The sequence below is a fragment of the uncultured Piscinibacter sp. genome (assembly GCF_937952055.1).
GTDB lineage: Bacteria > Pseudomonadota > Gammaproteobacteria > Burkholderiales > Burkholderiaceae_C > Piscinibacter.
In genome coordinates this window covers 144532-159388 of the sequence record NZ_CALFYO010000010.1, presented here as the reverse complement: position 1 = coordinate 159388, position 14857 = coordinate 144532, and the positions used below count along the sequence as shown (strand labels likewise).

Here is a 14857-nt window from a genome sequence, read left to right as displayed (position 1 = left end):
CCAGCGCCTCAGGGATAAAGCACGATGTCGACGCGGCGGCGCGGCTGCGTCGCCGCCCCCGCGTCGTCGAAGTCCGCCGCACCCTCCACGGCCAGCCGCTGCGCCGGCAGCGCGCGGCCCAGCGCACCCGCCGCTTCGCGCGCCCATTCGAACGACTGGTGCCAAGGCGACGGCAGCCGCGCGCTGCGTGCGTCCTGGCCGTCGGTGTGGCCGACCACGACGATCTTGCCCGGCCGGTCGGCCAGCGCCGCAGCGATGCGCGACAGCAGTGCCGCGCCCTCGCCGGTCAGCCGCGTGGAATCCGCCTCGAACAACTGCTCGGTCGGCACGGACACGACGCTGCGGTGCTCTTCGTCCCGCACGCCGATGCGCCGAGCTCCGAGATCCTCGGCCAGCAACGGCACCAGCCGCGGCGCGGCGGCCGGGGCCGAGGCGGCCGGCGTCGCCGGCGGGCTCTCGGCGCCGCGCGGCGCGATCTGCTGCATGGAGGCGAACACCTCGTCGACACGAGCGGCGAGCCGGACATGCGCCGTGGTGTAAACGCCCAGCGTGCCCAGACCGAGCAGCAGCACGGCGGCCAGCCAGGCATGGCGCTGCCACACCGGCCGCGGCGGACTGACTGCCGTGCGCCACGGTGGCGAGAGTTCCGACTCGGCACCGGACGGCAGCGTCAGGAACAGGCGCGTGCGCAGCCTGTCGAGCTGCTGCGCAGCATCGGGCGCGCCGCGCAGGTCGCCGGTCATCCCCAGGCTGAGACAGGCGTGGAACAGCTCGAGCAGCGCCTGGTTCCTCTCCGGCTGCTCGGCCAGTCGCGACAGCAGCCGCATCACGCGGGCCCCCCCGCCGGGCTCGCCATGGAAACGTTCGAGCAGTGTCGTGCCGCCCGCGCCCCACGGCGTGTCGGCGACGACCTCGTCGACCCACACGCACAGCACGTAGCTCGCTGCGACGATGCTGCGCTCGTCCCAGCCCGCCACGGCCAGCTCGCGCTCGAGGCGCTCGACGGCAGCTGCCAGCGCGCGCTTCATGCCCTCCGGCGACTCGAGCACCGCACGGCGCAGCTGCGTGGCCAGCGCGACCAGTGGCCGCGAACTCGCCTGCAGGACGCGCGCCTGTCGCCGCAGCTCGGCAGCAGCCGGCACGGCATCCGCCCTGTCGCTCACGGTGCCCACGTCAGCATCACTTGGCGGGCGCGCGCGCTCAAGTGAGCCGGCGGCACGGGCTGCGCCGCCGGCAGGGCGAGCACGCTGCGCCACTGCGACCGCTCCAGTTCGCGATAGGCCGCCACGACCGCGACGAAGCGGGCCTCGCCGCCCAGGGTGAGCACCATCTCACGCGACTCGCCGGGACGCAGGTGCAGGACCTCCCGACGCAACAGCGCACTGCCGAGTGCCGCTTCGTCGTTGTCGTACAGGCTGTCGAAGCTGGCCAGCTGGATCGCCTGGCCGTCGCGCAGCACGTAGACGCGCAGCGCCAGCGACGCGGAGCCCTGCTGGCGGTCGGTGTTGAGGCTGCGCTCGGCCTGGATGCTCAAGTGCAGGCTGCGCTGGCCGGCCGCCTCGGCGCGCGGTGGCGCCTTCGCCGGCGCGGCGGCCGGCGCGGCCGCCACCGCCGTGGCCGCGCCGCCCGGGTTGAAGGTGAAGTTGACCACCATCGACGTGTTGACCCACGGGATCTGCCGTTCCTGGGTCTCGCGCAGCACCTTGATGCGCACGTTCTTCAGCATCTCCTCGACCTCGATGCCTTCGACACGCATCTCCTGCGCGAGCAGCCGGCTGTAGATGCTGTTCGTGCCCGGCGGGCCGTCCTCCGCGGTGCGGCCGGGCGCGGCGGAGAATGCGATCAGCGCACCGGGCGCGGCCATCTCGGCCAGCCCGGCGGGCGAGCGCGAGACGCGCTGCCGGTCACTGAAAGGGTTGTCACGGCAGGCATCGATGATGAAGATGCGCGCGCGCGCGCGCACACGGTCGATGTGACTGAGCAGCGCCTCCTCGAGGTCGATCGCCTCGTCCTTCACCTCGCTTTCATCGCGCAGGTTCAGGTCGACGGGCAGCAGGTAGTTGCGCCGGTCGATCTGCATGCCATGACCCGCGTAGTAGAAGACCGACGCACTGTTGTCGTCGTCCATGCGACGACCGAACTCGCGCAGCACGCGACGGAACTCGCGCACCTTGAGGTCGAAGTGCATGGTGACCTCGAAACCGAGCGCCTTCAGCGTCGCTCCGACGAGTCGCGCGTCGTTCACCGGATTCGCCAGCGGCGCCTGCGCGTACTCGGCGTTGCCGATGACCAGCGCAACCCGGCGCGATGCACCGGCCACCGGTGCCGCACGCAGCGGCAGCGCCCCCAGCCACGAGGCGGGTGCCAGGCCGAGCCAGGCGAGGATGCAACGGCGGTACATGCGCGAACTCCGGCCGAGCGGCACGAGGTCATCCGGCGACGGTCGATTCTGCGGCGAAGCAGGCGCCGCGCGCAATGCGCGGTCATCCCCTCCCCGGTGGCGCCGGTACCCCTAGAACCCCGCCAAGGTGTTCAGCCGCACTGCCCCTGCGCGCCGGTCTTGAAGCAGAAGTCGGAGGTCAGGCTCGACGACTCCCATGGCACCTGCACGCGCTGCGTCTCCTCCGCCACGCCGATGCGCACGCGCTTGAACAGCTGTTCGATCGGCAAGCCCGGTGTCTGGATGTGCTGCAACAGGTGCTTCGCATAGATGCTGTGCGCCCCCACCGGGCCGTCGAGCGCCACCCCGTTCGGCGCGGTCGAGAACGCGACCAGGGTGCCGACCGGCGCGTCGACGCGGGCCAGTCCGGTGGGCGTCAGGCCGCGGAACTTCAGCCTGCGGCCGTCCGGACCGACGATCACCCCACCGGCGAACGGGTTCACGCGGCAGGCATCGAGCACCACGATATTCAGCCCCTGCTTGTTCGCCCCGAGCCGGTCGATGAACTCGCCGACGTCGGCAGCCTTGGCGGCGATCTCGTCCTCGTCCTGCGGCTCGACGTCGACCGGCAGCAGATAGTTGCGGCCCCTGGCCTGGATGCCATGGCCGGCGTAGAAGAGCAGGCGCACGTCGCTCTTCACCGAGCGCAGCGAGAAGTCGCGCAGCGCCTCGATCAGCTCGAACAACGTGGTGTTCTGCCGCAGCGTGACCTCGTAGCCGAGGTCCTTCAGGCTTGCCGCAACGGCCTGCGCGTCACCCACTGGGTTCTTCAGCGGCGCCGACTTGTACGCGCCGTTGCCGATGACCAGCGCGCTGCGCCGTTGCGTCCGTGCCGTCGCCGCCAGCGCAGGCACACCAAGCGGAAGCAGCGTCGCCGCGGCCAGGCGCAGCAGGTTGCGCCGCTCGATGCTCGTGTGTTGCAGCCCGGCCATGATGCTCACTCCCGCGGCGGCAGGCCCGGCGCGAGCGAGACGGCCGCCACGATCGGGTTGGACTTGAGCTGCTCGGCGATCACCGCCTCCTTGCCGCGCGGCACGATGACGAAGTAGTCGCCGAGCTGGCCGGGCCCGCCGGCCAGGCGCCCCTGCACGGACATCAGCAGATGGCGGATCTCCGCCTCCTTCGCGTCCGGCGCGAAGTTCAGTTTCAGCATCGGCCCTTCTTCGACGACCGAGGCGCGCAGCGCGCGGATCTCGGAGGCGTCCTCGCGGGCTGCGTCCATCATGTTCAGGATCACCCCGCCTTGCACCGCGAAGATCGCCAGCCCGGCGAACGCCGTCGCCGGGCGCATGCCGAGTCCGGCGAAGAACGCCGACACGCGCTCCGAGAAGGTCGGCCGATCGCCTCGAATCAGCGTCATCGCCTTGGCCAAGCCGATCGTCTCGGGCACCGCGGGCGCGCTGTCGCGCAGCTTCTGGCCGAGCGAGCGGTACCAGTCGAGCTCGGCGCGCGCCTGCGGGTGTTCCTCGAGGTACTTCTCGACCCAGGCGCGGTCCTCGTCGCCCAGCGTCCCGTTCGCGTACCAGGGCAGCAGTTCGTCGAATCGCTGCTTCATGATTGCACTCCGATCGGCGATGCGCCTTCGCGCTGCAGCATCGTGCTGAGGCACTTCTTGATCTTCTGGCGCGCGTGGAACAGCCGGGTCTTGACGGTGTTCTCGGGACAGCCCTGCACCTCGGCAACCTCGGCCAAGGACATCCCCTCGAAGAACACGAGGTGCATGCACTCGCGGTGCTCGTCCGACAGGCGGCCCATGCAGTGCTGCACGCCCTCGCTGCGCTGCTTCTCGGCCAGCTGCGCGAAGCCGTCGGGCGTGTCGGCCGCGGTGGTTTCGGCGATGTCGTCGAGGTCGTCGTGCACCTCGTCGGGACGGCGGCCTCGGTAGACCATCAGCGCCTTGTTGCGCGCGATGCCGATCAGCCAGGTGCCGAACTGCGAGTCGCCGCGGAAGCGCGACGGTGCGCGCCAGACTTCATGCATCGTGTCCACCAGAATCTCCTCGGCGCGGCCGTGATCCTTGACCATGTTCAGCGCGTAGGTATAAACGCGACGGCTGAACGCCTTGTAGAGCTCGCGGAAGGCAGACTCTTCTCGCCGGCCGATCCGATCAAGCAGTTCCCTCAGCCGGTCGTTGTCCATGGCGCGGAGGTGGCAGTGGCGTCGGACGAATATAGCCCAGAGCTTTCGCCGCTCCACCCCATGACACGAGGAGGCCGAGACCCGTGGCGCCCCGGCGTGCCGGGGCAGATCGAGGCGCCACGCATCCTTGAGTTGCCGCGCAGGCGCCGACGGTTCAAGGTTTTTCGCCGGCGCCTGCCAGGCAGTCGTCAATGCAGCGACCGCGGCAGCAGTGCGGGCATCGAGAACTCGCGGCCGATCAGCGTGCGGGCGTACAGGTAGTTCAGCCGCAGCGTCCCGCTGAGGCGGTCGATGTCGACGTGCCCCCTGGCGTCGCAGGGAAAGGCGAGGCCGCGGCCCTCGTTGAAGAGCGACTGGAAGCGCAGTTCGAAGCCGGCTTCATCGTGCGTCTGGGTGTGCATCGGGTTCATGGTCATCTCCTGTGAGGTAGGTATCGACATGAACCTGAGTTGCACGGTCTGCGCGGTCGGTTCAATCGATCGTCGGGGTCCGGTCGCGCCGGTCGGGGCGACTCAGGAACCGCGGAACTCGACGCGTCGGTTCGCCCCGGCGTACGGGTCGATGCCATCGATCGGACGGCCCTCGCCGTAGCCGGCCGTCCTCAGCGTGCCGCTGTCGATGCCGTGCCGGTGCACCAGGTAGTCGCGCACCGAGCGCGCCCGCTCGCGCGACAGCTCGAGGTTGTAGGCCTCGCTGCCGGCCGCGTCCGTGTGGCCCTCGATGGTGACCACGGCCGCGGCCGGCAGCATCTTGATGCCGGCGGCCAGTGCGTCGAGCTGCGAGCGCGCGGCCGGCAGGATCTCGGCCGATCCGAAAGCGAAGCGCACCGGCAGCGACAGGCCAGCGGCCTCGTCCGAGGCCGGCGCGGCCACGTTCACCACCGGCGACGGCGCAACGGCACCGGCGGCAGGTGCCTCGTCGAGCAGGCGGATCGAGCGCGTGCGCGCGCCGAGCAGGCGAACCACGTCCTGCGCCTCGACACGCTGGCCTTCGCGGTAGTGGACGATGGTTTCGGCCGGCACGGCCACGGAGAAGAGCGCCGCCGCGAGGGCGACGGGAAGGGCGCGGAGGGAGCGTTGCATCATGGTCTCCATGGGCAGGTCGTCGATGCCCATGGGTTGCGCCGACCGCGGCGCAGGTTCAATCTCTTTCGACCGAACCGATGCCGCGGATCGACTGCGTCAGCGCCGGCTCGCCGCGGTAGTGCACCTGGCCGACGCCGCCGATGCGCACGTCCAGCGTGCCGGCGGCGGCGAGCCGCGCCTGGCCGTTGCCGTCGATCGCCACCTCGGCGCGTTCGCTGTCCATGGCCGGCGCGACGTAACCGCCGATGCCGGTGATCACCACGCGCTGCGCCTTGACGTGGCCGCCGCCGATGGCGACATCGCCGGCACCGGCAATGCGCACCTCCAGCGTCTGTGCGAGCACACGGGCGACGCGGATCGATCCGCCGCCGCCGAGCGTCAGCGCGAGCGACGCCGCCTGCAGCGGCCCGGCACTCACGGCGCCGGCCGCACGCGACTCGAAGGACCGAATCTTCCGCAGCGCCAGCGTCATGCGGATCGGCTGCCTCGTCTCGACACGCCCGGGCGCGAGGCCGATGCGCAGCCGCCGCTGCCGGACTTCCGTCGTGATCATGCGCAGCACGGCGGGCTCGGCCTCGAGCGTCAGAGCCTCACGCGGGCCCTGCTCGATGCGCAGGTCGCCGGCGACCTCGAGCACCACCTCGTCGAAGTCCGCGACGCCGCGTGACTCGACCTCGGCCCGGGCAGGCGCGGCGCTGCACGCGAGGGCGGCCAGCGACGCCGCGGCGAGGCGACGCAGGCCGATGGCGGCCTCCCGAGCCCTCACCGCGGACCCTGCTCGCGCGGCGCTGCCGGGCTCGGCGACGCCGCGAAGGACCGGGCCAGGCAGGTGGTGCCGCCGGCGTCGGTGACGAGCAGCGGCGCGCCGCTGCGATCGGTACCGACCAGCTTGGCGCCCAGCCGGGCATCAGCGTTCAGGCTGACTGGACCCTCGTCGAAGATCAGCCGGCCATACTGCCAGCAGCGCAGGCGGTAGGTGACGGAGGACTTCGGCGTCGCGGGCGGTGCCGCCGGCACCGCCGACGCGGGCGGCTCGCCGGTGGGGCGGATCGTGCCGGCGGGCCCGACGCCCGCGGAGGCACCGAGCGGCCACTGCAGCAACCCGGCGACCGCCAGCAGCGACACGCCGGTCAAGGCGGCCAGCCGGCGCGGCCATGTGCGCTCACTTGGCTTGGACATGGAGGTTCTCCTGGACGAGCGCACCGCCGCTGGCCTGCACGAAGGCGGCGCGGATCATCTCCAGCGTCGCACCCGGCAGGGGCTCGAAGTCCGTGCCGACCAGCGCCTGCGGCAGCTGGGCCAGCACGTCGTGCGGGGTGGCAAAGCAGCTGACCGTCTCGGACACGCCCTTCGGGCTCACGACCAGCTGGAATCGCTGCGTGCCCGGCAGCACGAGGGGCTTCGCGGCGGCCACACGCGAGTCGCGTTCGAAGCGGTTCGGGAAGAAGCGCAGCACCTTCGCGCTGTCGTCGAGCAGGTAGCAGTAGACATGCGCATCCTGGGACGGCGCCAGCGCCAGGTTGATCACCTCGCCGCGCACGAAGCGGGCCTTCGGCGTCGGCGCCGTGGTCAGCGACAGCGTCAGCGGCGCGGCGGGAGCCGGCGTCGCCTGGGCATGGCGGGCGGGCTCCGGCGGGCGCTTCACCTTGCTGTGGTCGGCCGCCAGGAAGGCGTAGAAGAACTTCTCCTCCAGCAGCGGCTCGCGGCTCAGGCCGAGCTCGGCGCGGTAGTTGGCAATGGCCTCGTCGATCGCCGCGTTGAACTCGCCGTCGATCGGGCCGTCGTAGAAGCCGCGCCGGCGCAGCTGGTTCTGGAAATAGGCGATCAGCTCGACGCGCGTGGCCGCCATGGCGTGGTACCAGTCGAACATCTCGAGCCGCGTCTCCTCGTTGGCCATCGGGTCGGTGACGCCCAGGCAGCTCCAGTACGGCGTCTTCGTCAGCTTGCCGACGAGCTCGACCGTGGCCAGTTCGACCAGGCCGCGCAGCGCCTGCGACTGGCCTTCGGAGCGCGCCAGGGTCATGCTGTAGTTGATGCCGAACTTGTGGTAAGCGGCGTCGCCGTCGAAGCCGCGGCCCTGCTTCAGGATCACCACCGAGTTGCGCGAGGTCACGCCCGGCAGCACCGCCATGTCGCTGGTCGTCAGCACGCTCAGGTCGAGCGCAAGCATGCTGGACGCCGCGTCGCGGGCGATGCCCAGGTTGATGAACGGCGAGAAGCCGATGCCCAGGTCCTTCTGGTTCTTGATCAGGTTCTCGTCGAACTGGGACACCGAGCCCTTGATGTCGTAGAGCGGGATCGCCTGGTAGGCCTGCGCACTCTGCGCGGAGGCGAGGAAGCTGATCATGTTCATCGTGTCCTTGCCGAACGCCACCAGGCGAACGGCACGGCTGCGCCGAGACATGTCCGACACTGACGAGATCAGCATGTCGCGGGTGCCGGCGTTGAGCTTCTTGGTCTCGTCGGCGATCTCCTCGGCGAGCATGGTCACGTCGCGCACGCCGTAGTCGAGCATCAGCGTGTCCATGCAGCGAAGTGCCTGCGAAAAGCCCGTGATCGAGCGCTGGGGGCGGTCTTCCGGGCCCTTGCGGATCTGCGCCGTCTGCTCGACGGTCGGCTTCTTGACTTCGAGCGCCTGGCAGCCGGTGAGCACCGCCAGGGCGGCGATCGCGAGCCAGCGAACGATACGGGACGGCTTCATGGGTCCTCCGTTCTGCCGGGCGGTCGATCAGTTGCAGCCGCCACGGCCGACGATGTTGACGGCGTTCGGCGCGAACACGAACACCTCGCGCGGCGCCGCGCCGATGCGCCCGCCGGTGTCGACGTTGCCGATGCTCTGACTTCCGCAGCGGCTTGCGTCCAGGGATTTGCCCTGGGCCTCGGCACGACGCTCCTGCGCGCCCAGGCGGATCTTCTCCTTGGCGATCTTGGCGCGGAAGCGGGCATCGACGCCCAGCATCTCCTGGCCGGCCTGCGCCGGCGCGCCGGCAGCGAGGGCGAGGGTGACCAGGGCCATGCGGAAGAGAGTGCAGTTCATGGGGTGCTCCTTGCTGGCATGCCCGCCGGCGCAGCATGCCGGCGGGCGGGGGGACGACAGGTCACTTCGCGACGCCGATGCTCTGGTCGGCGGTGGACAGGAAGCCGCCGGCGTTGTTCAGCGAGCCGCTGGCGATGACGGTCGAGTTCTTCAGCGTGCCGTTGCCCTGCGCGCCGCCGATCTGCTGGCGCGCCGTGGCCAGGAAGCCGCCGGCGATGTTGCTCGCGCCGTTGGCCTGCACCAGCGAGTTCTCGACCTTGCCGTTGCCCTTGGCGAAGCCGACCTCCTGCGAGGCCGTGCTCAGGAAGCCCGCGGCCGTGTTGTTCAGGCCCGTGCCGGTCACCACGCTGTTGGTGATCTTGCCGTTCTGCGTGGCGCGACCCACGCTCTGCGTGGCGCTGGACAGGAAGCCGGCGGCGGTGTTGGTCGCACCGCTGACGATCACGGTGCTGTTGGTGATCTTGCCGTTCTGTTCGGCCACGCCGATGTTCTGCCGCGCGGAGGCCAGGAAGCCCACCGAGCTGTTGACGGCGCCGCTGGACAGCACGGTCGAACCGGCGATCTCGCCGGCCATCGCGGCACCGAAGCCGAGACCGAGAGCGACGAGGACGGAAACTTTGCGAGCGACTTGCATGACGATCTCCTGAAAGGTTGGCGGGGTGAGGTGGTCGGGGGACTTGCGTGCCCTCCGCGACATGAGTTGCACCTGCCTCGCCAACGGTTCAAGAAACTTTCGCGCCAACGAAAAAGCCCGCCGGAAGGCGGGCTTGGCAACGCGCAGCGGTGCTGCTTACTTCGCGACGCCGATGCTCTGGTCGGCGGTGGACAGGAAGCCGCCGGCGTTGTTCAGCGAGCCGCTGGCGATGACGGTCGAGTTCTTCAGCGTGCCGTTGCCCTGCGCGCCGCCGATCTGCTGGCGCGCCGTGGCCAGGAAGCCGCCGGCGATGTTGCTCGCGCCGTTGGCCTGCACCAGCGAGTTCTCGACCTTGCCGTTGCCCTTGGCGAAGCCGACCTCCTGCGAGGCCGTGCTCAGGAAGCCCGCGGCCGTGTTGTTCAGGCCCGTGCCGGTCACCACGCTGTTGGTGATCTTGCCGTTCTGCGTGGCGCGACCCACGCTCTGCGTGGCGCTGGACAGGAAGCCGGCGGCGGTGTTGGTCGCACCGCTGACGATCACGGTGCTGTTGGTGATCTTGCCGTTCTGTTCGGCCACGCCGATGTTCTGCCGCGCGGAGGCCAGGAAGCCCACCGAGCTGTTGACGGCGCCGCTGGACAGCACGGTCGAACCGGCGATCTCGCCGGCCATCGCGGCACCGAAGCCGAGACCGAGAGCGACGAGGACGGAAACTTTGCGAGCGACTTGCATGACGATCTCCTGAAAGGTTGGCGGGGTGAGGTGGTCGGGGGACTTGCGTGCCCTCCGCGACATGAGTTGCACCTGCCTCGCCAACGGTTCAAGAAACTTTCGCGCCGGCGAAGCGCCCGCCGGAAGGAAGGTTCGGCGCAACCGGCCCGGGATTGAACTGCTTGACGTAGATCGCCGCGTCGCACGGCGTGCCGTCGGGGCGCAGCGAGTCGTACGGAAGCAGTCCGACGCGCATCCAGCCGAGCTTGCGGTAGAGGTGCTCGGCCTCGCTGCCGCGCCGCGTCGTCAGCGACAGCGCGTGGCGCCCCATCGCCAGCGCCTCGCGTTCCGCGGCACACATTAGCGCCGTGGCCAGGCCGCGCCCGCGCGCACGGCGGTGCACGATCACCTTGGCGATCTCGGCGCGGTGCGGCTGGAAGGCACTGCCCGACGGCAGCACCGCCGCCACGCCGGCGATGCCCTGGGCATCCAGCGCCACCAGCACGGCGCGTGCATCGTCGGCGCTCGCCGCCGCGCGCCACCAGGCCTCGGCCTGCGGCACGCTGACGTCGGCCATGTAGCCCACGGAGGCGCCGTCGGCCACGGCGTCCAGCACGAGCGCAGCGAGTTCCGGCGCGTGCGCCTCGACTTCCTCCCGGCGCAGACGGCGAACGACGGTCGGGTCGGCGCTCATGTTCATGCCCGTCCTCGTCTTCACTTGTAGGCCACCGCGGCGCTGCCCGGCCCGGCCAGCGGATTGCGACAGGCTGCCTGCTCGCTGTGGCCTTCGCGCTTGAGGAAGCCGAGCGCGAGCAACGCATCGGTGCAGTCGGGCAGCGCGCGCGGTTGAAGGCCGAGTTTGCGGCACAGCTCGTCGGCGGTCTTCGGGCCGTCGGCCAGCGCCGTCAAGACACCGAGCTCGACGGCCGACAGCAGCGTCTTGGACGCCCAGAAGCCCAGGCCGGTCTGCAGGATGGCGTCGGGAGAGGGAGGGTTGCGCATGGTGATGACCTCGTGCGGGGGGTGGCGTGCGGCACTCACGATCGGTGCCTGCAGGCAGTGTTCCCGCGCCGTCGCGGCCACGCATCGACCAAACGGGCCATCGGCGGGCCATGCGCGACCGTGTGCGCCCTCGCGAGGGATGTCCGAGCGGGGCACTCAGGGAGGCATGGCGCTGTCGCTGCGGCGAAGGGCCAGCGTGCAGGATGGGCTCACACCATGCCCCACTTTCCTGCGGTAAGGCGTGACAGCAGGACGGACACCGCGAGCCGATCCTGCTCCGTGGGCGCCAGCAGATGCCGCGCCAGTGGCACAAGCACCTCGTCTTCCAGCCTGGCGTGCTCTCGGTAGTGCTGCGCCAGGTCGGCCACTGCCGCGCCGTCCACTCGCGCCGCTCGATCGGCGGCAGCCGCTTGGCTGGCCCGGTGATCAGCGGCGCCATGCCGGAGCCTTGACCGCTGACCGTTTGTCGCCATGCACGATCACGCCGATGGTGACGCGGCCCTGGCGGAACAACGGTCCGTGTCGCATGTCGCCGTCGACGATCGCCACCAGGTTGCCGAAGCACAGGCCGCCGAGCCGGTAGCGTTCGCGCGGCGCGATGGTGTTCCGCTACGCCCAGAACTTCATCGCCGCAGACCACAAGAAGTGCCCGGGGCACGCCCCGGTCAGCTCACCCGCACTGCCCCACGTAGCCGCAGGCGGTGCAGAAGTCGCAGCCGTCCTTGTGGATCACCGTCGGGTTGCCGCACTCGGGGCACACCGAGCCGGCCTGCAGCGCCGGCGTGGTCGCCGCGCCGCCGCCCTTGGGCGACTCGAGCACGCCCATGTCGCGCAGCGGGAATCCCTGCTCGTCGAGCACGCCGAGCATGGCGTAGCGGTGGATGATCAGCCGCGCCAGATAGGCCACCGTCGACGGCCAGGTCTGCTGGCGACGCTCGCCATGCGGCAGGCCCGGCACGAAGGCCATGAAGTGGCCCAGCGGCTCGGCGTAGTTGAGCAGCTTGCGCAGCTTCATGCCGATCCAGGCCGGGTCGACGACGCGCATGTCCAGCGACAGCAGTCGCGCCAAGCCGTCGAGGGCGCGCGGGTAGTTGCCGCTGAAACCGACCGCGCAAGGCCGCGTCACCGTGCCGCCGTCGGGGCCGGGCAACGTGACCTCCTTGAGCGTCAGCGTGAAGTTCTCGCCGGTGGCCGGGTTGTCGATGTCCACCGCCCAGGCCAGCGTGCCCGAGGGGCCGGTGCGCGGCTCGTCGCGGCTGAACATCGCGTCGATCACCGGCGTGGCCGCCTTCTGGCCGAGCCGTGGCAGCGCCTTGAGCTGCTCGCAGCGCCAACGCACCACGGCCGCGGTGGCCGCCACCACGCCGGGGAAGAGGCGCTTCTCGCCATGCGGCGGGAACGGCATCTCGAAGGCGCGCTCCTCGGCCACCGTGGCCAGCGCATCGAGCTTGAGCTGCAGCCATGCCGGGTCGTTGGCGCGCAAGTCCATCGACAGCGTCTTGGCCATCGCGCCGAGGCCGCGCGGCTGCTCGGCGCCGTTCACCCAGACTTCGAACGGCTGCGGCGTGCCGCCGCCCTGCGGCGCGAGCTCCCCGACGAACAGCGCGAAGCTGCCGAAGGGGTGATTGATCATGAAAGTCCAGGCCGGGTTGCCGCCGGGCAACTCGGGGCGGCCCGGCCAGCGCAGCGAGGACAGCACCGGCGCGGGCAGCCGGTCGAGCGCGAGGCGGCGGTTCTTGTCCTCGATCTGCAGTGGCGCGGCGGCGGTGGGCGTGACGCTGAGCACCGAGCCGAGCACGGCGTTGGGCCGGTAGGTGGCCAGGCCCTTCAGCCCCGACTGCCAGGCCTCCAGGTAGAGGTGCTGGAAGTCCTCGTAGGGATAGTCGGCCGGCACGTTGACGGTCTTGCTGATCGCCGTGTCGATGAACGGCGCCACGGCGGCGACCATCGCCTCGTGCGCTTTCGCGCTCATCTCCAGCGCGGTGACGAAGGCGTTGCTCAGCGACGCCTTCTCGCCCTTGAGGTGGCGGTACAGGCGCCAGGCATGGTCCTCCACGGCGTACTCCTTGAAGCTGCCATCGGGCATGCGCTTCTTGCGCGTGTAGGTCCAGCTGAAGGCGGGTTCGATGCCGTTGCTGGCGTTGTCAGCGAAGGCCAGGCTGATCGTGCCCGTGGGTGCGATCGACAGCAGGTGCGAGTTGCGCAGGCCGTGCGCGCGGATGCGGTCCTTCAGCGCCTGCGGCAGGCGCGAGGCGAAGGTGCTGCCGGCGAGGAACAGGTCGGCGTTGAACAGCGGGAAGGCGCCGCGCTCGCGCGCCAGCTCGCTGGAAGCCTCGTAGGCCGCATCGCGCATCACCTCGCTGATGCGACGCGCCGTCGCGCGCGCCTCGGGCGTGTCGTAGCGCAGGTTGAGCATCACCAGCGCGTCGCCCAGGCCGGTGAAACCCAGGCCGACGCGGCGCTTGTTGCGCGCCTCCTGCTGCTGCTGCGGCAGCGGCCAGACGGTGACGTCGAGCACGTTGTCGAGCATGCGCACCGCCACCTTGGCGACCTTGGCGAAGCCGGACTCGTCGAACGAGGCATGGGCCTCGAACGGGTCGCGCACGAAGCGCGTCAGGTCGATCGAGCCCAGGCAGCAGCAGCCATACGGCGGCAGCGGCTGCTCGGCACAGGGGTTGGTGCTGGCGATCGTCTCGCAGTACGACAGGTTGTTGTCGCGGTTGATGTGGTCGAGGAAGAGCACGCCCGGTTCGGCATGGTCGTAGGTCGAGCGCATGATCTGTTCCCACAGGTCGCGCGCGCGCAGCTTGCGGTAGACCCACAGGCCGTGGTTGGCGAGATCGCCCTTCTCCGACTTCAGGTAGGCGCCGGCGGCCTTCTGCGCCACGCCGGGCTCGGCGCGGTGCACCAGCTCGAACTCGGCATCGCCCTGCACCGCCTCCATGAAGGCATCTGTCACACCCACCGAGATGTTGAAGTTCTTCAGGTCGCCGCCGTCCTTGGCGTGGATGAACTCCTCGATGTCCGGGTGGTCGCAGCGCAGCACGCCCATCTGCGCGCCGCGGCGCGCGCCGGCGCTCTCCACCGTCTCGCAGGAACGGTCGAACACGCGCATGTAGCTCACCGGGCCGGAGGCGCTGCTCTGCGTGCTGCCCACCCAGGCGCCGCGCGGGCGGATGCGGGAGAAGTCGTAGCCCACGCCGCCGCCGCGCCGCATCGTCTCGGCGGCCTCGGTCAGCGCGGTGTAGATGCCGGGATGGCCCTCGTCGTCGTGGGCGATCGAGTCGCCCACCGGCTGGACGAAGCAGTTGATCAGCGTCGCCGACAGTTCGGTGCCGGCGGCCGACTGGATGCGGCCGGCCGGCACGAAGCCAGCGTCGAGCGCGGCGGCGAAGCGTTCCTCCCAGGCCTTGCGCTGCTCGGGCGCCTCCGCCTGGGCCAGCGCGCGCGCCACGCGTGCATGCACCGCCGCGATGCTGCGCTCCTCACCCTTGGCGTACTTCTCGATCAGCACCTCTTCGCTGATCGGCTGGGCAGGCAGGTTGTGCGGCGTGTGCTTCGTGTCGGCGCTCTTGCGGGTCTCGTGCATGTTCTGTGTCTCCTGGTGCGAGGGCGGACGGTAGCGGCAGCGATCCGGCACGCATTTGACCTGGATGAAACGACAGGGTGCATGGTGCCGGATGCAGCAAACATTGACCCTCGGCAAAGCCCCACTGGTGAAAGGCACATCGGGTGAAACCCGCATGTTAGTTGCTATCTCAACTTGTTGACATACCAACTATTTCCACCGACCATTGCGGCAGATCAACACG

Annotated in this window: 18 protein-coding genes; all 18 read right to left on the bottom strand. The window is 70.3% G+C overall.

The genetic code is table 11. The features are described 5' to 3' along the window. Positions 1-8: 8 nt before the first annotated feature. The 18 genes from icmH to Q0599_RS03500 all read right to left on the bottom strand — a co-directional run bounded on the left by icmH (position 9) and on the right by Q0599_RS03500 (position 14634). Complete coding sequence (gene icmH, locus Q0599_RS03585) at positions 9-1163, bottom strand: type IVB secretion system protein IcmH/DotU (protein WP_298825772.1); 1155 nt, start codon at positions 1161-1163, stop codon at positions 9-11. Beyond that, positions 1160-2401 carry a type VI secretion system lipoprotein TssJ gene (gene tssJ / locus Q0599_RS03580; RefSeq protein ID WP_298825769.1) on the bottom strand — a complete coding sequence of 414 codons (1242 nt, stop codon included), beginning with the start codon at positions 2399-2401 and terminating at the stop codon, positions 1160-1162. The genes icmH and tssJ overlap by 4 nt, the downstream gene beginning before the upstream one ends. A 131-nt stretch (positions 2402-2532) precedes the next feature. Beyond that, positions 2533-3372 (bottom strand): caspase family protein, encoded by an 840-nt coding sequence (locus tag Q0599_RS03575; protein ID WP_298825766.1) that lies wholly within the window; start codon positions 3370-3372, stop codon positions 2533-2535. 5 nt (positions 3373-3377) lie between these two features. Then, positions 3378-3995: a hypothetical protein gene (locus tag Q0599_RS03570; protein ID WP_298825763.1), complete on the bottom strand. Its 618-nt coding sequence runs from the start codon at positions 3993-3995 to the stop codon at positions 3378-3380. Further along, entirely contained in the window at positions 3992-4579 is a 588-nt protein-coding gene (locus tag Q0599_RS03565; RefSeq protein ID WP_298825760.1) for a sigma-70 family RNA polymerase sigma factor, read from the bottom strand. Before Q0599_RS03565 ends, Q0599_RS03570 begins: the two co-directional genes overlap by 4 nt. A gap of 188 nt (positions 4580-4767) precedes the next feature. Then, complete coding sequence (locus tag Q0599_RS03560) at positions 4768-4989, bottom strand: hypothetical protein (protein WP_298825757.1); 222 nt, start codon at positions 4987-4989, stop codon at positions 4768-4770. 102 nt (positions 4990-5091) lie between these two features. Next, complete coding sequence (locus Q0599_RS03555) at positions 5092-5661, bottom strand: OmpA family protein (protein ID WP_298825755.1); 570 nt, start codon at positions 5659-5661, stop codon at positions 5092-5094. A 58-nt stretch (positions 5662-5719) separates the two neighbouring features. Then, positions 5720-6430, bottom strand: coding sequence for a DUF2807 domain-containing protein (locus tag Q0599_RS03550; protein WP_298825752.1), 711 nt, complete (start codon positions 6428-6430; stop codon positions 5720-5722). Next, positions 6427-6843 (bottom strand): hypothetical protein, encoded by a 417-nt coding sequence (locus tag Q0599_RS03545; RefSeq protein WP_298825749.1) that lies wholly within the window; start codon positions 6841-6843, stop codon positions 6427-6429. Before Q0599_RS03545 ends, Q0599_RS03550 begins: the two co-directional genes overlap by 4 nt. Then, positions 6827-8365 (bottom strand): DUF4384 domain-containing protein, encoded by a 1539-nt coding sequence (locus Q0599_RS03540; RefSeq protein WP_298825745.1) that lies wholly within the window; start codon positions 8363-8365, stop codon positions 6827-6829. The genes Q0599_RS03545 and Q0599_RS03540 overlap by 17 nt, the downstream gene beginning before the upstream one ends. 27 nt (positions 8366-8392) lie before the next feature. Next, on the bottom strand, positions 8393-8701 hold the full coding sequence (locus Q0599_RS03535) for a hypothetical protein (RefSeq protein WP_298825741.1): 309 nt from the start codon (positions 8699-8701) through the stop codon (positions 8393-8395). Between the two features lie 61 nt (positions 8702-8762). Further along, positions 8763-9335 (bottom strand): hypothetical protein, encoded by a 573-nt coding sequence (locus Q0599_RS03530; RefSeq protein WP_298825738.1) that lies wholly within the window; start codon positions 9333-9335, stop codon positions 8763-8765. A gap of 156 nt (positions 9336-9491) precedes the next feature. Further along, positions 9492-10064 carry a hypothetical protein gene (locus Q0599_RS03525; protein ID WP_298825738.1) on the bottom strand — a complete coding sequence of 191 codons (573 nt, stop codon included), beginning with the start codon at positions 10062-10064 and terminating at the stop codon, positions 9492-9494. Between the two features lie 88 nt (positions 10065-10152). Beyond that, on the bottom strand, positions 10153-10737 hold the full coding sequence (locus Q0599_RS03520; protein WP_298825735.1) for a GNAT family N-acetyltransferase: 585 nt from the start codon (positions 10735-10737) through the stop codon (positions 10153-10155). Between the two features lie 20 nt (positions 10738-10757). Further along, on the bottom strand, positions 10758-11045 hold the full coding sequence (locus tag Q0599_RS03515; protein ID WP_298825734.1) for a methyltransferase dimerization domain-containing protein: 288 nt from the start codon (positions 11043-11045) through the stop codon (positions 10758-10760). 209 nt (positions 11046-11254) lie between these two features. Further along, complete coding sequence (locus tag Q0599_RS03510; RefSeq protein WP_298825733.1) at positions 11255-11428, bottom strand: hypothetical protein; 174 nt, start codon at positions 11426-11428, stop codon at positions 11255-11257. A gap of 43 nt (positions 11429-11471) precedes the next feature. After that, positions 11472-11594, bottom strand: a complete 123-nt coding sequence (locus tag Q0599_RS03505) for a hypothetical protein (protein ID WP_298825731.1) — start codon at positions 11592-11594, stop codon at positions 11472-11474. Between the two features lie 121 nt (positions 11595-11715). Next, the gene (locus tag Q0599_RS03500; RefSeq protein ID WP_298825728.1) at positions 11716-14634 is read right to left on the bottom strand and encodes an adenosylcobalamin-dependent ribonucleoside-diphosphate reductase; all 2919 of its coding nucleotides are present in this window, start codon (positions 14632-14634) and stop codon (positions 11716-11718) included. Between the last annotated feature and the right edge of the window lie 223 nt (positions 14635-14857).